The sequence below is a fragment of the Gluconobacter sp. ESL1110 genome (assembly GCF_058107395.1).
In genome coordinates, this window is sequence record NZ_JBYLUK010000006.1 from 97,237 (window position 1) to 119,922 (window position 22,686).

Annotated in this window: 17 protein-coding genes; 9 read left to right on the forward strand and 8 right to left on the reverse strand. The window is 57.6% G+C overall.

What is annotated here, in order from left to right; translation table 11 throughout:
- Positions 1-8: 8 nt before the first annotated feature.
- A complete protein-coding gene (locus AC3B6F_RS03270; protein ID WP_489823376.1) occupies positions 9-1,220 on the reverse strand; it encodes a CCA tRNA nucleotidyltransferase in 1,212 nt (403 codons plus the stop codon).
- Positions 1,217-1,810 carry a DUF1285 domain-containing protein gene (locus AC3B6F_RS03275; RefSeq protein ID WP_489823377.1) on the reverse strand — a complete coding sequence of 198 codons (594 nt, stop codon included), beginning with the start codon at positions 1,808-1,810 and terminating at the stop codon, positions 1,217-1,219. Before AC3B6F_RS03275 ends, AC3B6F_RS03270 begins: the two co-directional genes overlap by 4 nt.
- A gap of 94 nt (positions 1,811-1,904) precedes the next feature.
- On the opposite strand from AC3B6F_RS03275, the gene AC3B6F_RS03280 reads away from it, so the two are divergent.
- The 5 genes from AC3B6F_RS03280 (at position 1,905) to AC3B6F_RS03300 (ending at position 9,349) form a co-directional block, all read left to right on the forward strand.
- A complete protein-coding gene (locus AC3B6F_RS03280) occupies positions 1,905-2,933 on the forward strand; it encodes an AAA family ATPase (RefSeq protein WP_489823378.1) in 1,029 nt (342 codons plus the stop codon).
- Between the two features lie 5 nt (positions 2,934-2,938).
- Positions 2,939-3,865 (forward strand): DUF58 domain-containing protein, encoded by a 927-nt coding sequence (locus tag AC3B6F_RS03285; protein WP_489823379.1) that lies wholly within the window; start codon positions 2,939-2,941, stop codon positions 3,863-3,865.
- Positions 3,862-6,615 (forward strand): DUF4159 domain-containing protein, encoded by a 2,754-nt coding sequence (locus AC3B6F_RS03290; RefSeq protein WP_489823380.1) that lies wholly within the window; start codon positions 3,862-3,864, stop codon positions 6,613-6,615. Before AC3B6F_RS03285 ends, AC3B6F_RS03290 begins: the two co-directional genes overlap by 4 nt.
- Positions 6,612-8,660, forward strand: a complete 2,049-nt coding sequence (locus AC3B6F_RS03295; protein ID WP_489823381.1) for a glutamine amidotransferase — start codon at positions 6,612-6,614, stop codon at positions 8,658-8,660. The genes AC3B6F_RS03290 and AC3B6F_RS03295 overlap by 4 nt, the downstream gene beginning before the upstream one ends.
- Before the next feature lie 77 nt (positions 8,661-8,737).
- On the forward strand, positions 8,738-9,349 hold the full coding sequence (locus AC3B6F_RS03300; protein WP_489823382.1) for an ankyrin repeat domain-containing protein: 612 nt from the start codon (positions 8,738-8,740) through the stop codon (positions 9,347-9,349).
- A gap of 244 nt (positions 9,350-9,593) precedes the next feature.
- On the opposite strand, the gene AC3B6F_RS03305 is transcribed toward AC3B6F_RS03300, so the two are convergent.
- The 4 genes from AC3B6F_RS03305 to AC3B6F_RS03320 all read right to left on the reverse strand — a co-directional run bounded on the left by AC3B6F_RS03305 (position 9,594) and on the right by AC3B6F_RS03320 (position 12,430).
- Complete coding sequence (locus AC3B6F_RS03305) at positions 9,594-10,679, reverse strand: site-specific DNA-methyltransferase (protein WP_010502073.1); 1,086 nt, start codon at positions 10,677-10,679, stop codon at positions 9,594-9,596.
- A complete protein-coding gene (rnhB, locus tag AC3B6F_RS03310; protein WP_489823383.1) occupies positions 10,676-11,299 on the reverse strand; it encodes a ribonuclease HII in 624 nt (207 codons plus the stop codon). The genes AC3B6F_RS03305 and rnhB overlap by 4 nt, the downstream gene beginning before the upstream one ends.
- A 146-nt stretch (positions 11,300-11,445) precedes the next feature.
- Positions 11,446-12,075 (reverse strand): DUF4339 domain-containing protein, encoded by a 630-nt coding sequence (locus tag AC3B6F_RS03315; protein ID WP_489823384.1) that lies wholly within the window; start codon positions 12,073-12,075, stop codon positions 11,446-11,448.
- A 64-nt stretch (positions 12,076-12,139) separates the two neighbouring features.
- A complete protein-coding gene (locus tag AC3B6F_RS03320; protein WP_007282756.1) occupies positions 12,140-12,430 on the reverse strand; it encodes a CsbD family protein in 291 nt (96 codons plus the stop codon).
- A gap of 285 nt (positions 12,431-12,715) precedes the next feature.
- On the opposite strand from AC3B6F_RS03320, the gene AC3B6F_RS03325 reads away from it, so the two are divergent.
- Genes AC3B6F_RS03325 through AC3B6F_RS03340 form a run of 4 tightly spaced genes read left to right on the forward strand, consistent with a single transcriptional unit; the run spans position 12,716 to position 22,070 of the window.
- Positions 12,716-14,050 (forward strand): efflux RND transporter periplasmic adaptor subunit, encoded by a 1,335-nt coding sequence (locus AC3B6F_RS03325; protein ID WP_023943098.1) that lies wholly within the window; start codon positions 12,716-12,718, stop codon positions 14,048-14,050.
- Between the two features lie 24 nt (positions 14,051-14,074).
- Positions 14,075-17,260, forward strand: a complete 3,186-nt coding sequence (locus tag AC3B6F_RS03330; protein ID WP_489823385.1) for an efflux RND transporter permease subunit — start codon at positions 14,075-14,077, stop codon at positions 17,258-17,260.
- Positions 17,257-20,535 (forward strand): efflux RND transporter permease subunit, encoded by a 3,279-nt coding sequence (locus AC3B6F_RS03335; RefSeq protein WP_489823386.1) that lies wholly within the window; start codon positions 17,257-17,259, stop codon positions 20,533-20,535. The genes AC3B6F_RS03330 and AC3B6F_RS03335 overlap by 4 nt, the downstream gene beginning before the upstream one ends.
- Positions 20,535-22,070 (forward strand): efflux transporter outer membrane subunit, encoded by a 1,536-nt coding sequence (locus AC3B6F_RS03340; RefSeq protein WP_489823387.1) that lies wholly within the window; start codon positions 20,535-20,537, stop codon positions 22,068-22,070. The genes AC3B6F_RS03335 and AC3B6F_RS03340 overlap by 1 nt, the downstream gene beginning before the upstream one ends.
- Positions 22,071-22,139: 69 nt before the next feature.
- On the opposite strand, the gene AC3B6F_RS03345 is transcribed toward AC3B6F_RS03340, so the two are convergent.
- Both AC3B6F_RS03345 and AC3B6F_RS03350 read right to left on the reverse strand, forming a co-directional pair.
- Entirely contained in the window at positions 22,140-22,310 is a 171-nt protein-coding gene (locus AC3B6F_RS03345) for a DUF1328 domain-containing protein (RefSeq protein WP_007282750.1), read from the reverse strand.
- Positions 22,311-22,362: 52 nt separating this feature from the next.
- The gene (locus tag AC3B6F_RS03350) at positions 22,363-22,596 is read right to left on the reverse strand and encodes a hypothetical protein (RefSeq protein ID WP_034880489.1); all 234 of its coding nucleotides are present in this window, start codon (positions 22,594-22,596) and stop codon (positions 22,363-22,365) included.
- Positions 22,597-22,686: the final 90 nt, after the last annotated feature.

Below are 22,686 nucleotides of genomic sequence, written 5' to 3' on the forward strand. Positions count from 1 at the left end.
AGACAGTTTCAGTCCGCTTTCTTCAGCAGGTCGAAGGCTTCCGCCAGATGCATAAGACAGGCCTTCCTGTCAGGCCGACAGCCCTGTTCCAGCCACCAGGATTGCCCAGCCTTCAGCCAGGCTCCCATGGTAGGTCCCGGCAGTAATCCGGCATCTTTTGCATCCTGCCCAGTCAATGGGAAAACCGGCTGGGACATGTTTTGCAAACGCGTCCTCAGATGATTCCACCCGTTGTCCGGCGCACCGAGAACAGAAGCCTGCGTCAACCAGCTTCTGTCCAAAAGAACAGGAAGAGACTGCCGAAACCGAGCCCGACGGAGATCATCCTCCAGCATGGCCGGATCAAGAACAGGCGTATTTTCACCATACTGTCGAAGGCGGTCACGATCCGCATTCGACAGTCTCAGTCGTTCCCCCAGATCACTCCAGTCTGCATGGCAAAGCGCAAACAACCGTAGAAGCGCGTCTTCAGGAGACTGACACACCAGAAGCCTATGCAACGCCTGAATATCCGAAGCGGGGACAAGATGCGCCAGAAGTCCCACGTCTTTCATAGCGGAAAGCGTTTCCACGAGCCGTGGCCCGGTCAGAATTCTCAGCAGTTCAGAAGCAATGCGTTCGGCCGACAACGCATCAATCAGATCCAGCCGTTCCGATATCGCCTGACAGGCCTCTTCATCAGGCTCCCCATGACCATATCGGGCGTCAAACCTGAAAAATCTAAGCGCCCTCAACGCATCTTCTTCGATCCGTCGTCCTGCCTCTCCGACAAACCGAACACGATGATCGGCAAGATCCTTTAAACCACCGAAATAGTCATGAAGAACGTCATGCCGGGACAGCGACATGGCGTTGATCGTGAAATCCCGACGCGCCGCATCCTCAGCCCAATCTCCCGTCCAGGAAACAACAGCGTGTCGGCCATCTGTTTCCTCATCACGGCGCAGGGTTGTGATTTCGTAAGGTTCCCCTCGAATCACAGCCGTCACTGTGCCATGCGCCAGCCCGGTGGGGATGGTTTTTATTCCACCGGATTTCAGGATGCTCAGGACATCTTCGGGAGCGTCAGGGGTTGCCATATCAAGGTCATGAGCCGGCACACCACGAAGAAGATCCCGCACGGACCCACCAACCAGTCGTGCCTCTGGCAACAAACGCCACACCTCATCCAGACCGCGTCGATCCTTCACGCGGGCCAGAAGTCCCGAGGCCTCTTTCATGACTGACGTGAAAGCGGGAAAAAACAGTCCTGACTCCAGACGCCCAGACAGGGTTTGCCTTCCGCATGTCCCGGTACGGCCAGCGCCGCGAGTTCGAAATGAACCGAGCGACTGATTCGTGCCAGGATCGGAAAATCGCCCTCACCATCTCTCAAATGCACATATGGGATAGAGCCACAGTCATCAGCGGGCTGATCCCAGTCACAGGAGATCGGATGATCCGGTCCGACGCAGACAAGTTCATCCATATTCGTTCGGAAACAGAGCGTCTGACGCCGCCCACAGCTTCCTTTGAAGTCCATTTCCACAGCAATATAGGGCACATCCTCCACCTGTATAACACCGCTTTCCATCGGTGTTTTCAGCCAGTACGTGCCCTCCGCATCCCGGGTCAGCATGGACGAAAACATGCAAAGCATCGCTTTCCGCGTTACCGGAGAACCGCGATAGAGCCATGTTCCATCCCGACGGACCAGAAAGGGCAACTGGCGCACACCCTTGCCTTGAGTTGCGTCAGAAATGGTTTCGGATGCCCCTGTCACGGGGAAAACGTCTGATCGGGAGGCATCCCGACAATCATGCGCGCTCAATTTTCCCTCCGGTTAAAATGAAAACTTCTCTTCTCACACCAAGTTGGGTGCAATCGAGCCTTGATGAAACCCCCACACCTGTCAGACTGGTGATATGAGCGAGCAGCATTATTCTACCGGCGCCTCCGCCGGAACCCTCCAGGGCGAAGCGGATGTGGCCGAGGCCGACCGTCTGGCCCCCGTTCTCCGCGATGTCCATCAGGCTATTGGCGGAATTGTGCTGGGACAGGACCGTGTGATCGAGCAGGTTCTCGTCACGATCCTTTCTGGCGGTCACGCGCTTCTGATGGGCGCGCCGGGTCTCGGCAAGACACTTCTCGTCAATACGGCCTCCCGCGTGCTGGGCCTGGATGCGACCCGTATCCAGTTCACGCCTGACCTCATGCCGTCTGACATTACCGGTGCGGAGATTCTCGACCAGGACGCCAACGGACAGCGCGCCTTCCGATTCCTGCCCGGCCCAATCTTCGGACAGCTTGTGCTGGCTGACGAAATCAACCGTGCCAGCCCACGGACCCAGTCCGCACTTCTGCAGGCTATGGCCGAGCATCGCGTGACGCAGGGTGGCAAGGATTACGTCCTGCCTTCACCCTTCCACGTTCTCGCGACGCAGAATCCGATTGAGCAGGAAGGTACCTACCCGCTGCCGGAAGCCCAGCTCGACCGTTTCATGCTTCGTATCCCGCTAGATTTTCCAAATCGGGACGCAGAACGTCGAATGCTTCTGCAAACGACAGGTGCCACAACAGCCCACGCCCCCACTCTGATGAACGCGACAACCCTTCTGGCTGCCCAGAAGCTGGTTCGTCGCCTGCCCGTGGGAGACAAGATCGTCGATGCCATTCTGGCCCTGACACGGTCCCTGCGTCCTGAAGATGCTTCTGCGTCCGCTGATGTGCGGGATGCCGTTTCTTTCGGACCAGGTCCACGTGCCGCACAGGCCCTCATGATCGCCACCCGCGCCCGCGCCCTTCTGAACGGTCGACTGGCACCCAGCCTTGATGACGTCGTGGCATTGGCCGAGCCGGTCCTGTCTCACCGTATCGGACTCGGTTTTGGTGCAAGAGCTTCTGGCGTGACGGTTGAAGCCCTGATCCGCAAACAGGCCCAGACGATCCTCTGAACCCCGTGAAAAGTCCCACCGAAGCGCTCCGCGGCCTGTTCTCCCGCAAGAACAGCCGCTCCTCAGAGTCCATGACCGCCCCGGCAGAGCGTCTAGCCCTGCCGGCCCTTCTGCTGCATGCCGAAAAAATTGCCGCCAGCCTTCAGGTTGGCACGCATGGACGCAGACGTGCTGGTAATGGCGAAGACTTCTGGCAGTTCAGGCCCTACAATGCGGGAGAACCCGCAACGGCCATCGACTGGCGGCAATCCGCCCGCTCCCCGATTGACAACACCTTCTGGGTGCGGGAACGGGAGCGGGAAAACGCACAGTCCCTGCTGGTCTGGTGCGACCCGTCTCCGTCCATGAACTGGCGCTCTGCGGGCACGCTTCCCACCAAACGCGAACGCGCCCAACTCTGCACGCTGGCCCTTGCTGGTGCCGCACTCAGAGGGGGGGAAAAGGCCGGGCTTTTGACGGGGCCGGAAGCGGGACGCACATTCGCTGGCCGTCAGGTGCTAGGTCGCCTTGGTGACGCCCTTCTCCATTCCTCACCAGATGAACCAGAGCTCCCCCCTCTGGACGGTATCCAGCCGCAAACAGATCTCGTCCTCATCAGTGATTTTCTGTGGGAAGAAGCTCGGATTGATGCCGTTCTCAAGCACTGCGCCAACCGACCTGTCCGCACACATTTGCTCTGCATTCTCGATCCCGGTGAGCGCTCCCTCGACCAGAAGGGACGCATCCGGTTTTCCGGACTTGAAGGGGGCGTTCTGACCCTTCCTGCCTTGGAAAGCCTCGGGCCAGCTTACGAACAGGCCATGTCCGCGCATCTCGCCGCTCTTCAAAGCAGCGCAGGCCGTCTTCACGCGGATTGCATCATGCATGACACCTCACAGGACCCGCTCCCGGCGCTTCTGGCCCTACATCTTGCCATGGGAGGCGGCCGATGATCTTCCTGTCCCCGCTTCTGCTTCTGGGCCTGCTGGCGCTCCCCGCCCTGTGGTGGCTCGTCCGCGCCACGCCGCCAGCCCCGCAGGAAAAAACCTTTCCCTCCCTGCTGCTGCTCAAGCGACTGACGGCCCGGCGTGAAGATGCAGCGCGTTCACCGCTGTGGTTGCTCATCCTGCGGATTGCGGCGGTTGCCCTCGTTATTTTGGGCCTCTCCCGACCAGTCTTTATTCCACACACGAGTGACACAACGAACGGCCCCCTCCTGATCGTTCTCGACGATGGTTGGGCATCCATCCCACACTGGAATGAACGTGTGGCGGCAGCCTTGTCTTTAGGGCAAACCGCTCTTCGCAATGGCAACCCCGTCACCATCGTTCATGCCGCCCGATCTTCAGATGGCGCCATGCCTGAGCCATTCACGACGCAGGATGGGCACGCCCTGTCCGAACATCTGGAGCATCTGCACGCACACTCCTGGCCCGTGGATCGCGCTGGACTTGCAGACCTGCTCCAGAGGGTTGATCTCTCTGACAAGCATGTCGTTGTTTTGTCTGATGGGCTTGCATCCCCCGATGATGCAGTCCTTCAGACAGCGTTAGGCAAATCGCGCTCCGTACAGGATATGCGCTGGAACGCATGCGATATCCTGCGTCTGTCGGCCGGCCCTAATTCCGACGGGGCTCTTCACGCCAAAGCTGAAGGCCTGAGCTGCCCCTCTCGCGCTGTCACGATTCGGGCGGTTGCCGCCAATGGAGGCACGCTTGCTGCCTTCCCCGCACAGGTTGGCGAGGACAAAACCCTCGCACTCCCGACTCTGCTGCGAAACCAGCTCGATCATTTCACGCTCGAAGGTATGACAGGACCAGCTACAACCGTTCTGCTCGGCGACGCCGGTCATCGCCGCCCGGTCGGCCTGCTACAGACACCGGGCGATACCACTCCTCTTATCGGTTCGGCATTCTTCCTGAACCACGCCCTCGATACAGTGTCGGAGCGTCATAACGGCGACGCGAATGCATTGCTCGGTTCGTCCCTTTCCGTTCTGGTCGCAACCGATGGGGCGCTGTCTGGCGACCAGACCCGCAAGCGTGTTCTGGAGTGGGTTCGCCACGGTGGAATGCTCATCCGTTTCGCTGGTCCGGGCCTCGCCGCAGAACAATCTCCACAGCAGGACGACACGTCAGCTGAGGCATCAGATGCGCTCCTCCCTGTCCCTCTGATGAACGGCATGCGCCAGCTTGGCGGCCCCATGTCCTGGGGGAAACCACAGGCACTGGAGCCCTTTCCGGCCTCTTCGCCTTTTGCCGATCTGACCATTCCGGCTGATGTCACAGTCTCCCGTCAGGTCCTCGCGAAGCCTGAAACCGGCCTTCAGGATCATGTCTGGGCCGCATTGGCAGACGGAACACCCCTCGTCACCGCCCGTACGGAAGGAAATGGAGAAATCGTCCTGTTCCACGTCACGGCCTCTCCCGATTGGTCCAACCTGCCCATTTCAGGGCTGTTCCCACAAATGCTGGAACGCCTGATTGAACGTTCCGCCGGTGTGGCCGGAAGCGGACCAACCGATCTTGCTCCATGGCGTATGCTCGACAGCGAGGGCGCCCTCGTCATGCCACCTGAGGCCGCACGCTCCATTCATGGGAACGATCTTTCAAAGACGAACATCAGCGTGACCCATCCTCCGGGTCTTTACGGCCCCGCACATGGCACCCGTGCGCTCAATGTTTCCAATCACTCTGCTCTTCTCAATGAAGAACCACTGCTCGGTAGGCGCATTACACCGGATGGCGCGCATCCAGACCGGCCGATCGGGCCATGGCTTCTGGCGGCTGGACTTCTGGTGCTACTCGTAGACTTTGCCCTGTCTCTCAGACGACGCGGCCTGCTCGGACCAATAGCTGCGATACTGGTTCTGATCGCCATGCCACAGGCACAGGCGCAGACAGCCAGTGCTCCCCCAGCCCTCCCGGCCTCAGCTCCACCAGCAGCCCTTGAAACCCGTCTCGCTTATGTTCTGACCGGACATGACGATGTGGATGAAGCCTCAAAACAAGGCCTTCAGGGCCTGTCCGATTATACCAGTGCGCGGAGTTCAGCGGCTCTCGGCCATCCGGATGGCGTAACACCCGGCAAGGATGATCTCGCGTTCTACCCGATGCTTTACTGGCCCATTACCGCAGATGCCCAACCTGATGCTGCTCGGACCAAGGCTCTCAATGCTTTTATGGATCACGGCGGTATCCTGCTGATCGATCAACAGGGCGCAGGCACGGATATGGATGCCGGGTCAGGCGGCGCAGTCCGGGCAGCTCTGAAACGCGTCACGGATGGGCTAGTCATTCCTCCCCTCGCCAAATTGACGGACAAACACGTTCTGGGACACACCTTCTATCTTCTCCACAGCGGTTTTCCCGGCCGGATCAACGGTCAGCCCGTCTATGTCTCCCGCAACGGAGACGAGGCGAATGATGACGTCAGTCCGGTCATTATCGGCAATGGAGACTGGGCACATGCCTGGGCCGTCGATGCATCCGGCAACCATCCTTATGCTGTGCTACCCGGCGGAGATGACCAGCGCACACAGGCTTATCGCTTTGGGGTCAACATGGTGCTCTACGCCCTGACTGGAAACTACAAGAGCGATCAGGCTCACTACCCTGAAATGCTGCGCCGACTGGGACAGGACAATCCAGACGGACAAGCGAACACAGGCAGTACGGATGAAGACGAGGAGGACGCACCATGACGTTCGATCTCGCCCCCATGCTGCCACTCTGGCTGCTCATCACGATCGCGGCCGTCATTACCATAGGCGCAGTGTACGGTTTCATCCGTGGCGCACGCGGGATGATCTGGCGCGCCCTTGCCGTTCTGGTGCTTCTGGGCTGGATGACTGGCCCACGCTCGCTCCATCCGGTTTTCAAGCCTGTTCCTCAGGATGCGCTCCTGATCGTCGATCGCTCTCCCTCCATGCAGGTTGGCCAAAGAACCGCGCTTGCTGATCAGACAGCCAGCCAGATCATGCAGGATGCCGCCCATCTCCCCGGCCTGACCCTACACCGGGTCGATGTTCCCGGAGGCAACGGACACGGCACACGTCTGTTCGACGCGATGGATCATGCCGACCTGCCGCAGGGTCGCTTTGCCGGTGCGATTGTTGTCACGGACGGGATGGACCATGACGTGCCCGCGCATCTACCTGTGCGCTTCCACGGCCCGAATGGGCAGACACTGCCGATGCACCTCCTTTTGACGGCCAAGGGAGAAGAAACAGACCGCAGGCTGCGTATTCTCAGCACGCCGCCCTATGCCATCGTCGGACAGAACGCGACCATTCGCCTTCAGGTGGACGATCTCGGATCACCCGCCACGACAACAGCCACGCTGACTGTTCGCGCTGGCGATGCCCAACCTGCGACACGCGAAATCCAGACCGGCCAACCACAAGACATCACTGTCCCGGTTCAACACCCCGGCGAAACGCTGGTTGGCCTGTCTGTTTCCGCCCTTCCTAGTGAAGCCTCACAACTCAACAACTCTGATGTCATCCGGATCCGTGGCGTTCGGGACAGGCTCCGCGTCCTGCTGGTTTCGGGAGTACCCAATCAGAGCGAACGCGTCTGGCGCCGCCTTCTGAAAGCCGACCCCTCTGTTGATCTGGTCCACTTCACCATTCTGCGCTCGCCCAATACAGACGACGGCACACCGCTCTCCGATCTCGCGCTGATCCCATTCCCTATTCGGGAACTGTTTCAGGAAAAGATCCGCAGTTTCGATCTCATCATTCTGGATGGCTTTCGGAACAGCAATATCCTGCCCGAAGAGTATCTCACCAACATTGCGGACTATGTGCGCAAGGGAGGCGGCCTGCTTGTCACGGCCGGTCCGGAATTCGTGCAGGACGGGTCTTTGCAGGACACGACGCTGGCGCAGGTTTTTCCCGCTCATGTCCCAACGGACGGGATCGTCACCCAGCCTTTCCGCCCCGGCCTGACAGATCTCGGTAAGGCGCATCCTGTCACCGCAGGTCTTGGAAACAGCAGCGACTGGGGGCCTTGGTATCGGTCTGCCAAAGTCGATCAGTCTCACGGGCAGAATCTGATGAGCGGGCCTGACGGCTCTCCGCTGCTTCTACTCGATCGTGTGGAACAGGGCCGCGTGGCCATGCTTCTGTCTGATCAGCTCTGGCTCTGGTCTCGTGGCGAAGGCGGTGGCGGCCCACAGGCGGAACTGCTTCGTCGCCTGTCCCACTGGCTGATGAAAGAACCAGACCTTGAGGAGAACCGCCTGACAGCCCGTATTGAAAACGGGCAGCTTCTTGTCGAGCGCCATGCTCTTGGCCAGACGACCATCACACCGCAGGCCATGGTGACACTCCCGGATGGCCGGACCCAACCCCTCTCCATGACGGGCGGAAAAGGACTGTGGACTGGCACGCTCCCCGTCAGTGGGAATGGAATCTGGACGATCCGACAAGACGGCCTTGTCGCTTTCGCAAGCCCCGTGTCTCAGGATGTTCTGGAACGGCAGGATCTCCGCGCAACGGCGACCGTCATGGGACCAATCGCCCAAGCCTCTGGCGGCAGCCAGAACTGGGCGGGGCTTTCAATCCCGCATCTTCGACAGATTCAGACCGGGCAGGATCTTTCTGGATCCGGCTGGATTGGCCTTCCTGTCAGCAAGGCTGCTGTCGCCGGAGAAACGCGGACCCAGAACCTGATCCCTGGATGGCTCGCGCTTGTTCTCGCTCTTGGATGTCTTGGGCTTGGCTGGTGGCGGGAAGGACGCTGATGTTGCGACGTGTGACAAGTTGGGGACGACGATTCTGGAGACTCGCACAGGACTTCAGATCGCAGTATATTGACCCCATGCGACTGCCTCTGACCCTTCCCCGCCTTTTGCTGATTGCCGCCCTGGCAGCCACACCGACAATTTTCGTGCCCTGGCACTCTGCCCATGCGCAGGACGCCGATGACGCAGAAGCTGAACAGGAAGCTGAGGAATCCGCCAAAAAGGCTGAGGCCCGCAAAGCTGCCAAGCGGGCAGCGCCTCCATCAGCATTGCCAGGTGCGGAAGCATCCGACGATGATGCCGGTCATGCCCGTACGGATACGAACCCGACAACGGCCCTGTTTGATGCCGTCAATCGCGGTTCACTGAACGCGGCCAAGGAAGCCCTGAATCGCGGTGCGGACATGAACGCACACAACATTCTCGATCAGACGCCCCTCGACATGGCCATCGATCTAAATCGCAACGACATCATGTTCCTGCTGCTCTCCATGCGCACTTACAATCCTGATGGCCGTCTGGAAACAAGCGTTCAGGATAGTGGCGTTCAGATGAAGGGTGGAAGTGGCCATCTGACAATCGGCGGCAGCGCTGCCACCACAAGCCGCAAGAAGGCTGCTCCACGTTTCGACGAAAGGGGCGCCAGCACTGATCCGGCTTCCGGTTTCCTGGGCTTCGCCGGTCGCTAATCCCTTCATTTTCAGAGACACAAAAAAAGCCGAAAGGAATTTTCTCCTTTCGGCTTTTTTTTATTCATCGGCCTATGCGTCATCAGTTCCGAAAGATCGGACGAACACCACCATACTTAATATTTTCGTCCCCCATGGCAGGGGTCCGGGTACAGCTCACGTGCAAGGTAACCTCCAAACACGTTTCAGAAGCCGTACAAGCAGCTCTGCAGTTCTTAAAGCTGCAGATGGCGTCTAAGGAAAATTAGCCCACGTTCCGGAGGGCTACACTCTCCTGACGCAGGATATCAATCGGCACCATCTGTCCGTCACGCTCGAAGAACCAGAATGTCCACCCATTGCAGGACGGCGCATTCGTCAACATTGCGCCCAGCTTGTGAATGGACCCACGTTGATTACCAGATACGAGGGTACCGTCAGGCGTGACCGTCGCCTTAAGGCGTTTCTGACGATCATAAAGAGCGGTTCCAGCAGGCAGCACACCCGTTTCCACGAAACTTCCAAACGGAATACGTGGCATTTCACGCTTCGCAGGCGTCACAGCAATCTGCTCAGACGTCAGGCGCTCTTCACGGGCCACACGCTCCCGCGCAGCCTTTACATAATCCGGATGACGCTCGATGCCGACATAATGACGTCCCAGCCGCTTGGCCACCGCTGGCGTTGTGCCACTTCCACAGAACGGATCCAGCACAACATCTTCCACATTTGTGGACGCCACAAGCACGCGATGGAGCAGACTTTCCGGCTTCTGGGTGGGGTGCAGCTTCAGGCCGTGCTCGTTCTTCAGACGCTCATTGCCGGTGCAAAGCGGAAGATACCAGTCGGACCGCATCTGAAGATCATCATTCAGCGCCTTCATGGCCTGATAGTTGAACCGATACCGGCTCTGCGGGCTTTTTGCCGCCCAGATCATGGTCTCATGAGCATTTGTAAATCGACGCCCACGGAAGTTCGGCATCGGGTTGGACTTGCGCCAGATGATGTCGTTCAGGATCCAGAAGCCAAGATCCTGAAGGATCGCGCCCAGACGGAACACGTTATGATAGGAGCCGATCACCCAGATCGTGCCATCCTTGTCCAGAATACGATGCGCTTCGGACAGCCATTCCCGCGTGAACTTGTCATAGGCGGAATAGTCGTCAAACTTGTCCCAGGCATCATCAACACCATCGACAACCGTCTCATCCGGGCGACGCAGTTCTCCGCGAAGCTGAAGATTATATGGCGGATCGGCAAAGATGCAGTCCACGCTACCATCCGGCAGGGTCTTCATCGTTTCCACGCATTCACCACGCAGGATCTGGTCCACGGGAAGTTCGCCGGTCATGCTGCGTGCGCCTCTGCTTCAATCATGTTTCGGATAGGCGCAAATCCGCGCCTGTGATGGGGCGTAACGCCCCGAATTTTTAAACCGCTCATATGAACGGCAGTGCCGTAACCGGCATTGCGCTCCCACCCATAGGCATCGTGCCGAACAGCAAGACGGGCCATCAGACGGTCACGTGTAATTTTTGCGATAATGGATGCTGCTGCGATGGAAAGACTGATGCCATCTCCACCAATCACCATCTGAATGGGGCACGGCAGCTTCGGGGCGTGCTTGCCATCAACCAGAGCCAGATCAGGCATCCGGCCGAGCCGGTCCAATGCCCGACGCATGGCAAGATGGCAGGCCTGAGCAATATTGATTTTTTCGATTTCGGTCACAGACGCCGCACCGATCCCCGTCAGAATATCCGGCGTCTGCATGAGCAGGTCGTAGGCGACCATACGCCGCTTTGCCGTAAGCTTCTTGGAATCATCCAGCAGAGCCGAGAGTTTCTCATCAGGCTCGGACGTGAAAGCAACAGCAGCAGCAACCACAGGTCCCGCCAGAGGACCACGCCCTACTTCGTCGATCCCGACGACCAGCCCTCCATGGGCGGCTTCAAGGGCATAATCTGGCATTCCTGAACTGCTCCCCGACCGATCCGGTCAATAAACTGACTACCGAATCGGTTTTGAATCATGGCGACTCGAAAGGGAAGCCCAAAAATGGGTTATTTTTCAGATTAAGCTGTCAAGTGTGTTCCGAAAGACTCTTTCCAGCCGCTTCAGAGGTTCTCCTGCTCTCCGTCTCCATCCGCTGGTGCCGTTGACTGAACAGATCCTGATGCGTGATGGGCATGCCGTGCCTGCTCACGAATTTCAGGAAAACGGGCAATCGTGTCTCCAATGTTGAACACCAGAAGAACCAGACTGACCACCAGCAACGACATCCCCTTCCCAACAACCTGACGACGACGCCAGAAGTAGCCAGGCAGAAACAGCCACCACCAGAAACCCGGCGGTGTATTTCCTGCTTCCCGGATGGCATTCCGATCCAGGGTAAATGCTGTAAAAAACAACCCCAGAACCAGAAGCCCGACGATGCCGTTAGTATTCATGCGAGCGACCTCAGGAACATGCCGCCAGTCCATGATATAAAGTGTCATTCGTCCCATGAGCCATGGACCAACCAGAAGCACCCAGGCCCAGTGTTCCGACACTTCCGCCTTCGGCCTCAGAAAGCCGGTCAACGGGGACACCAGGCCAGCAGCTGAAGCTGGTCGCCAGCTATCGCCAAACGATGGATTCCAGACCAGTGTTTCCGGCCGGATACGCTGTTGCATGATCAGACGTAAAATTTCTTCACGGGAAACAGGGCCAGACTGTTGCCCATTGCTCTCGTAAAACCAGTCCATAAAAATAAAGCCTCCCGGATTACTCCGGAAGGCTTCTAACACACGAAGTCATTCGTGCGCGAAATTAGCTGCTCTTACGACCGAACAGCAGACCACCGACAATGATTCCAACAACAGTCGCAATGACTACGGAAATCAGCGGGCGATCCTGCACAAACGCGGTGGCTGCCTCAAGCTTTGTCTCACCTTCATCATACAGGTCAGCGAATTCCTGCTGCGCCATACCAGAAAGCTGGTCAAACTTGCCTTCAGCCTGCGTTGCCGTGTCGCCGGTCAAACCACCAATACCGTCTTTAACCTTGCCCTTGGCTTCGTCGAGAAGGCCCTCAGCCTTGGTTGTCGTCGTATCAGCCATGTGTCTCTCCTGTCTCCGGATATGATCCGTTCCTGATCCTAACGACCAGCGAACCATAGGGTTGCCTCAAGAATATGGTGCGATCATGAAATGGAGCAAGAGAGTAATACCCTGAAAAAGCAGCCTGTTAAGGCATATGGTTTCAAATCCGTTTCCAAACCTGAACAGGATTTAAGGTCTTGTCATGGCAGGGTTGCACAGCCTGCACTATAGAAGAATGACTGACAAACGGGTGCCCTTCTCAAGCACATCCGGATCCAAGTGTACGGGAAAGACAGAACGATTATGGACGAGCAGACGGCCGGCTCCAGCGACCGCCACCAGAGCAGTAACGCCCAGCCCCTTCCCTCCGCCCGACGTCCCCGTCGGCGCTGGCTCCTCTGGGGGATCATCGTTCTTGTTCTCCTGCTGATTCTTTTTGCGGTCCTCCGTCCGCACGGAAGGAATGCGGGAGGAGGACACAAGGGCCAATCCGGCGATACACAGCCGGTCGCCGTCGCCACGGTTCATACCGGCGACATGCCAGTCGTTCTTCAGCTTCTCGGCACGGTCGTCCCCGTCACCAACGTCACGATTACCCCTCGTGTCAGCGGCCATATTCTGGACGTGTATTACCAGGAAGGTCAGCACGTTAAGAAGGGCGACGAACTGGAACTGATCGATCCACGCCCCTATGAGGCGACACTGGCGCAATACAAAGGCACTCTCGCCGCTGATCGCGCCCAGCTTGAGAAGGCACGCGTGGACAATGCGCGTTACCAGAAGCTGATCCGTCAAAACTCCACATCAGCCATGACGGCACGGGATCAGGAATTCACAGTCCAGCAGTTGGAAGGCACCGTAAAGTTCGACGAAGCCAATGTCCGCAATGCCGAACTGAACGTGATGTACTGCCACATCATTGCGCCCGTTGATGGGCGCGTCGGTATCCGCGTGCTGGATAAAGGAAACTATGTCGCCGCAGGCCAGTCTGGCGGTCTGACAATCCTAACGCAGATGGAACCAATCTCCGTTATCTTCACGGTTCCGCAGAATCAGATCGGCCCCGTTGCTGATAGGCTGCATGACGTCAGTGAACTTCCGGTCGAAGCCTGGAACAGCGACAATACCCAAAAAATCGCCGATGGCACCGTGAAGGCTCTGGACAGTCAGATCGACACGTCAACCGGTACGGTCCGTATGCGTGGCATCTTCACCAATGAAGATGAGCGCCTGTTCCCGAACGAATTCGTCAACGCACACCTGCTTGTCAAGACGCTGCATAATGCTCTGATTGTTCCAGGCAATGCGCTCCAAACCGGTCCGGACGGCCAATTCCTCTACGTCGTCCAGCCAGACATGACGGTGAAGGACGTCCCCGTGAAGGTGGGTGAGACCGACGACAGCAATGCCGTCATCCTTTCCGGTGTAAAGGCTGGAGACCGTGTGGTGACCGACGGTGTCAGCCATCTGCGTCCTGGCCAGAAGGTGTCGATCCCGGATACGTCCACCAACCAGACCGCTGCCGCAGAAGCCAAGACGGCCGAAACCCATCATCGCCACAGCAACGGCCAGCAGAGCACTGATGCTGCCAAGCACAGCAATGATCCTTCTGCCCCCGATGCCGCTGGCACTCACTGACCGTTCACAGGGAACAGCAAGACCGTGAATCCGTCCCGCCTGTTCATCGAACGTCCGGTTGCCACCAGCCTCCTGATGTTCGCCATCCTGCTGAGCGGTCTGCTCGGCTACCATTTTCTGGCTGTTTCAGCGCTTCCGCAGGTCGAGTATCCGACGATTACGGTCTCGACTTCCTATCCGGGCGCCGGACCAGACGTGATGAGTACATCCGTCACCGCTCCGCTTGAAACGCAGCTTGGTCAGATGCCCGGCCTGGACCAGATGACCTCCCAGTCGTCTGGCGGCGCGTCGGTCATTACCCTGCGTTTTGGCCTCGATATGTCCATGGATGTGGCGGAGCAGGAAGTTCAGGCGGCGATCAACAACGCAACGTCCCTACTCCCGACGGATCTTCCGGCCCCTCCGATCTACGCCAAGGTCAACCCAGCAGACACACCCGTTCTGACACTCGGCATCACGTCCAAAACAATGCCGCTTCCGGAAGTGGAAGACTACGTCAACACGCGCCTTGAGCAGAAAATCAGTCAGATTTCTGGCGTTGGTCTCGTGACGCTATCCGGCGGAAATCGCAAGGCGTATCGCATTCAGGTCAACATCCCGAAGCTGACCTCCTACGGCATCGCCATCGACACCCTGCGCACCATCATCACAACCGTCAACGTCAACTCTCCAACAGGGACGTTTGACGGCCCCAAGCGCTCGACATCCCTTCGTATCGACGGACAGATCCAATCCGTGGCGCAGTTGATGAATCAGGTCATTGCTTACCAGAACAATGGTCCAATCCGCGTGCGAGACGTCGCCACCGTTGTGGAAGGCGCCGAGAACAGCCAGCTTGCAGCATGGTCGAATGGAACGCCTGCCCTGATCCTGAACGTACAGCGCCAGCCCGGCGCTAACGTCATCGGAGTTGTGGACAATGTTCTGCGCATTCTTCCGCAACTCAAACAGGACCTGCCGCCCGGTATTGAAATCACACCACTGACGGACCGGACCACGACCATTCGAGCCTCTGTCGAAGATGTGGAATACGAGCTTGGCCTGGCCATGGTGCTCGTTGTTGGCGTGATTTTCGTCTTCCTGCGCAACGTCCCCGCTACAATCATTCCAAGCCTCTCGGTCCCACTGTCCCTCGTAGGCACGATGGCCGCGATGTACCTGCTTGGCTTCTCGCTCGATAACCTGTCGTTGATGTCCCTGACCATTGCGACAGGCTTCGTGGTCGATGACGCCATCGTGGTGATCGAAAACATTGCGCGTTACATTGAAGCTGGCGAAGACCGTTATACTGCCGCTCTCAAGGGTGCCGGCGAAATCGGGTTTACGATCATCTCGCTAACCGTTTCGCTAATCGCAGTACTAATCCCGCTGCTGTTCATGAAGGATGTCGTAGGGCGTCTGTTCCACGAATTCGCCATGACGCTGTCGATCACCATCGTCATCTCCGCCATCGTGTCCATTACACTGGTCCCGATGATGTGCGCGCGGATGTTGACGGATACGCACGCTCCCTCCGCAAACCACGGCTTTTGGGGGCGTCTGTCCAACGCAACCGAGCGCGGTATCAACGGCATGATCGCGCTTTATGGTCGTTGGCTTGATGTTGTGCTTCGTTTCCGCGGGCTGACGCTTCTGGTTACGCTGGGAACAATCATTCTGACGGGTGCTCTCGCCTATACGATCCCGAAAGGCTTCTTTCCAACTCAGGATACCGGCGTCGTGCAGGGTATCTCGGTCATGTCGCAGGCGATTTCTTTTGAAGGCATGAAGGACCGTCAGCAGGCCCTTGGGGCGGAAATTCTTAAAGACCCTGACGTCGCCAGCATCTCGTCTTTTGTAGGCATCGATGGCCAGAACATGACGATGAATGTGGGGCGTTTCCTGATCAATCTGAAACCCCGCACCGATCGCACATCTGACCTGACAACCATCCTTCACCGTCTGGGTCAGCTCGGCCAGAATGTGGTTGGAACGCAGCTTTTCGTTCAGCCTATTCAGGATCTGTCACTGGATTCCTCGATCTCCGCAACCCAGTACCAGTTCATGCTGGAAAACCCGGACTATGACACCTTCAAAACGTGGGTGCCGAAGTTTGTGGCTGAACTACAGAAAGAACCCTCCCTCGCGGATGTGACATCCGATCTTCAGGCCGAAGGTCTGGTGGCCCAGCTTTCCCTCGATCGGGCCACGGGCGCACGTTATTCCATCACCCCACAGACGGTCGATAACCTTCTCTATGACAGTTACGGCCAGCGCCAGATCTCCACGATCTACACACAGGCCAACCAGTATCGTGTCATTCTGGAAGCTCTGCCGGAGCTTCAGAGCGATCTGACGTCTCTGGATCAGCTCTATCTGCCGGGGATTTCGTCCGAAGCCGGAGGCAGCACATCAGGACCTACACGCCAGCCAACGTCCGGCCTGGTGCCCCTCAAGCAGGTCACAACCATCACGCATAGTCTGGCCCCCCTGCTCATCAGCCATTACGGACAGTTCCCGGCCACAACTATTTCGTTCAACGTCGCCAAAGGATACTCACTGGGGGCAGCGACGAATGCCATTGAGCGTGTAGAGCAGAGCATCGGCCTGCCGCCTGCCTTCCAGACCGCATTCCAGGGAACAGCAGCCGCATTCCGCTCGTCCCTGACCAATGAAATCTGGCTGGTCATGGCGGCCGTCATCGCGGTCTATATCGTGCTGGGTATTCTCTATGAGAGCTTCATCCACCCCATCACGATCCTCTCCACACTGCCCTCCGCAGCGATCGGGGCGCTGATCGGTCTGTACCTGTTCGGGATGGATCTCGACATCATGGGGATCATCGGCATCGTGCTGCTGATCGGCATCGTGAAGAAAAATGCCATCATGATGATCGACTTCGCCCTTGAAGCGGAACGTCTGGAGGGACACACACCTCTGGAAGCCATCCGACAGGCCGCATTGTTGCGCTTCCGCCCCATCCTGATGACAACACTCGCCGCATTGTTCGGTGCCCTGCCTCTGATGCTGAGTCATGGCGTCGGATCAGAACTGCGCCGCCCTCTGGGTGTCGCCATCGTTTGTGGCCTGATGCTGTCGCAGATGCTGACCCTGTTCACAACACCGGTCATCTACCTGTTCATGGACGGTATCGGCCGCAGAACCCGTGGATTGCTACAACGCTATCAGGCCAGCCGGACACCTTCCCCAAGCCCGCATAGCAACCCGTGAACCTGATCCGCCTCTTCGTCATGAGGCCAGTCGGGACAACCCTTCTGGCCGTTGCGCTCGTGATCGCCGGTATTCTGGGCTATTTCAGCCTTCCCGTTGCCGACCTCCCGAACGTGGACTTTCCAGTCATCATGGTGATGGCGAACCAGCCTGGCGGTTCTCCTTCCGAGATCGCCAGCACGGTGGCCGCCCCGCTGGAGCGCCATCTGGGCGCGATTTCGGGTGTCACGGAAATGACGTCTGAATCCACCGTCAACCAGACGCGCATCACCCTCCAGTTCGATCTCTCCCGAGACATCAATGGCGCGGCGCGGGATGTAGAGTCAGCATTGCAGGGCGCAAGACAGGACCTTCCCTCCACTCTTCGCACCAACCCGACCTACGACAAGGCTAATTCCAACGGACCGCCAGTCATTGCCATGACATTGACGTCCGATACTCGGACACCGCAGGAACTCTACGAGTTTGCGAGTAATGTCCTGACCCAGCAGCTCAGTCAGGTTGAAGGCGTTGGAGAAGTCGAAATTCGAGGCAGTTCCCTGCCCGCCGTTCGTGTCGAGCTGAACCCGCTACGCCTGTTCCGCTACGGTATCGGGTTCGAAGACGTCCGAGCAGCTCTCGCGTCAGCAAATGCCCACACCCCTAAAGGCTTCATTGACTCGCACGGCACCCGCCTGATGCTGTCCACGAACGATCAGGCCAGCAAAGCCGAAGACTATCGCGGACTGGTCATTGCCTATCGCAACAATCAGCCTGTGCGTCTGACAGACGTTGCGGACGTCAATGACAGTGTCGAGGATCTGCGACAGACGGGCTTTCACAACGGCCAGCGCGCAATCATCTGCACAGTCTTCACGCAGGGAGGTGCGAACGTCATCAAGACGGTGGATGGTATCCGCAGCCGTCTGCCCATTCTTCAGTCTGCATTGCCGGGCAACACCCATCTCAACGTCATGATCGACCGGTCAAAGACCATCCGGGCGTCTCTCAACGATACGAAGCAAACCCTGATTATTGCTGTTGTGCTCGTCGTCATTGTCGTTCTGCTGTTCCTGCGCAGCTTCTCAGCCATTCTCATCCCGGCCGTCGTCGTCCCCGTGTCCATTATCGGAACATTCGGCGCCATGGCCCTGATGGGATACCAGCTCGACAACATGTCTCTCATGGCCTTGACCATCTCCACAGGTTTTGTGGTCGATGATGCCATCGTCGTGCTTGAAAACATCACCCGATACATGGAGATGGGCCATGAACGCGTGGAAGCCTCCATCCTTGGGGCCAGTGAAGTAGCCTTCACCGTTCTCTCCATCACAGTATCCCTGGTTGTCGTGTTCGCCCCCATCATGTTCATGGGGGGTGTTGCCGGACGTCTGTTCCATGAATTCGCGATGGTGATGGTCATTACCCTGACCATCTCACTGGTGCTGTCGCTGTCGCTGACTCCGATGTTGAGCGCCATGATCCTCAATGTCACACCCGCCAACAGCCAGACACTCTGGGGAAAGATCGGCTCTCTTCTGGAAAAAGCGATCGACGGTATTGCCAAAGGATATGATCGCTCTCTGGGCTGGGGTCTGCGGCACCCTTTCCTGATTGTTCTTTCCCTTCCCGCCACACTTCTTCTGGCTGGCATTCTCTTCGTAAAAATGCCCAAAGGCTTCTTCCCGTCTGAAGACACGGGACAACTCATGGGGCGACTGGTCGCGGATCAGTCCGTGTCGTTCCAGTCTTTAAAAGCGCTTGCCGCCCGCGCCATGAAAGTCGTGGCCGCGGATCGGGATGTGGCTGGTGTCATGGGCGGCGCAGGCGGCCGCTCCGCGAATTCAGCCAATATGTTCATCGCCCTCAAACCCAAAGAAGAACGCAAGGACAGCCTGGCCAGAACCGTTCAACGCCTCAACAGAGCTTTCGCCAATGTCCCGGGAGCCCAGTTGCGCCTGATGGCACCGGGAGCCGTCCGGGTCGGCGCACGCTCTGGAGATGCCTCCTATCAGTATTCTCTGGAAGGACCTTCGGCAGAAGAGCTTTACGAGTGGACGCCCAAAATCGTGGCCGCCCTCTCCAGAATTCCCCTGCTGATGAATGTGTCATCCAACGTGGAGGAAGGCGGTCAGGCCATCGCAATCGCCATCAACCGCGATATGAGTTCCCGATACTCCATCACCCCACAGCTGATTGCCAACACGCTCTATGATGCCTTCGGACAGCGTTCAGCATCCGTCATCTACGGCTCCCTGAACCAGTATCATGTGGTTATGGAAGTTGCGCCGCATTACTGGGAGAACTCCGAAACGCTGAAGCAGATGTGGGTCAGCGCATCCGGCGGTACGGCGACAGGGGGAACATCCTCCAACAATCTCCGCGTCAGAGCCAGCACGACATCCAGCACCCTCTCCCAGAGCGAACAATCTTACCTGAACTCCGTGGCCAACGCACTCGCTGGCGGTAAATCTGCGTCAAGCGGATCTGCTGTAACGACCAGTTCCGAAAAGATGGTTCCTCTTGGGGTACTGGGTCATCAACGCATGACCAATACGGCGCTGACAGTGAATCATGATGGCCTGTCCGTCGCCACAACGGTGTCTTTCGATCTGGCGCCCGGCGCCTCGCTGGGCCCGGCCGTTCAGGCCGTCGAAGCCGCCATGGTCAAACTGCATGTCCCACCCACCATTCATGGAGGCTTTGCAGGGAATGCGGCTGCGTTCCAGAAATCCGTCAGCGATGAGCCTTTGCTCATCCTCGCGGCGCTGGCTGCGGTCTACATCGTTCTGGGCATCCTCTATGAAAGCCTCATTCACCCGTTGACCATTCTGTCGACACTTCCCTCCGCAGGTGTTGGCGCATTGCTGGCTCTACAGGTCTTCGGACAGGAATTCTCACTGATGGCCATGATCGGCGTTATTCTGCTGATCGGTATCGTGAAGAAAAACGCCATCATGCTGATCGACTTCGCCCTGGTGGCGCAACGTGAAGGAGCCACGGCTCTGGAAGCCATTCATCAGGCCAGCGTCCTGCGCTTCCGTCCTATCCTCATGACGTCCCTTGCTGCCGCCTTTGGTGCTGTTCCGCTTGTTTTCGGCAATGGATACGGTAGCGAACTGCGGCGGCCTCTCGGCATCGCCATTCTCGGCGGCCTGATGGTCAGCCAGCTTCTCACGCTCTACAGCACGCCCGTCGTGTTTCTCTATCTCGATCGTTTTGGAAAGATGCTCGGTCGCGTCCGGCATCATTTTGCTACCCTGCTTCACATCTCGCCCCGGGAAACGGAAATCTGATGACCGCCCTTCGCATGCCTTCCCTGCGTAACCTTCTTCTGGGAGCCGCATCCCTGCCTTTCCTGAGCGGCTGCATGGTCGGACCGAATTATCATCGTCCTTCGGCAGTGATCTCCGCACATTTCAAGGAAGCTCCCCCTCCTGCGGGCTGGAACAAAGCACAGCCAGATCTGGCCCTTATGCCCAAAGGGGACTGGTGGACAATCTTCAACGATCCCCTTCTGAACGATCTTGAAGAACGCGTCGCAACGTCTAACCAGAGCCTGAAGGAATATGAGGCACAATATCGCAAGGCTGCGGCAACCATCAATTCCATCAAAGCCAGCCTGTACCCAACCCTGAGCGGCAATTTCAGCTTCAATCGTAATTCTCAGGGCAGCAGTGCGACCAGCACCAGCGGCGGTTTCACCTACAGTTCCTCCCAATCCTATACGAGCAACACATGGGCCACTGGCCCATCTGCCAGTTGGACCGTGGACGTCTGGGGCAAAGTACGCCGACAGGTCCAGGAGCAGGTTGCGGCCACACAAGGTGATGCGGCCCTTGTTGCCAGTATGCGACTGTCTTACCAACTGACGCTGGCACAGGATTATTTCAGCCTGCGCTATCAGGACAGCCTGATCGATCTTTATACGCGCAATGTCGGTCTCTATCGGGATAACCTGAAAATCCTGCAAAATCAGCTCGAAGCTGGCGTTGCAGATCCTACCAGCGTCCTACAGGCCAAATATCTTCTGCAATCAACAGAAGCCAGTCTGGCCAACGCCCATATCGCACGCGCGCAATATGAACACGCTATTGCGATGCTAACAGGTCGGGCACCAGCAGATGTAACCATCGCAACGGCACTTCTTCCAAAGACCCTGCCTCCAGCGCCTGTCGCTCTCCCCTCCATGATCCTTGAACGTCGCCCAGACGTTGCTCAGGCTGAACGGAACATGGAAGCTTACAATGCAGAAATCGGTTACGCGATTGGCGCTTTCTTCCCGGAAATCACCTTGTCCGCTTCTTACGGCTATAGCGGAAATCCTCTCCAGCAACTGATCCAAACCGCCACACGAACCTGGGGCCTTGGCGCTGCCGCGACCGAGACCATTTTCCAGGGTGGCGCACGAACCGCCGCAGTTCGTGAAGCCGAAGCCGATTACGATAATGCGGTGGCCACATATCGCCAGACCGTTCTGGCAGCCATGCAGGACACGGAAGACCATATGTCCAATCTGCATTATCTGGCCCAGCAACTGACACTTCAGAACCAAGCCGTTGAGAGCGCTCAGGCTGCTGTTCGTGTGTCCATGAATGAATATCTTGCTGGCACCCAGATCTACACCACCGTCATCACCGCCCAGCAGACCGCACTGCAATACGAAGAGACCCAGCTCAATATCCGGCAGCAGCAATTCAATTCCGAAGTGGCGCTCCTGACAGATCTCGGGGGTGGCTGGAGCACAAAAGACCTTCCGACCAAAGCGTCTCTCCAAATGGACAACCCGCTTCTGCCGTCCTTTATCCAGCAAGACAAGAACGGCCGATAAATACAAAAAGGGCGGGACCTTCCGGTACCCGCCTTTTTTTATACCCGCCTAGGGCACTGACACATGCCCTTAAAGAGCATGAAGTCCGGCAACACCTGCAAGAATGGCCAGAACAGCCAGAACCAGGAAGATGATGAAAAACAGCTTCGCAATACCTGCTGTTGCTGCGGAGATTCCCGAAAAGCCGAATACGCCGGCAATGATGGAAATGATGAAGAAAACGATAGCATAGTGCAGCATGGAACATGATCCTTGAATAACAGGTCGTGGTCATGTCGTAACGTCCTATGCCTCAGGAAGGTTTCTTTCCCGAAAAAACAGCTCGCCCCAAGAGCAACCCACTGGCGAATGCGGCCGAAAGCAAGAAAAACGGCTGATCCGCCATCAAATCTGCCATAAGAGCACGGCTCTCTTTTAGAAACGTGCACGTTTTTTTCTTCATGCTGTCACAATCTACGAGACGATCAGCACCGTCCTGCAAAGAAGAAACCGTTTCGTCCAGATATGATGCGAGATCTGCATCCATAATGTTGCACTCCATAATCGACGTATCCAATACATACAAAAACGGGGGCAGTTCGAAAACGAACTGCCCCCACTACTCTTTGACGGTCGG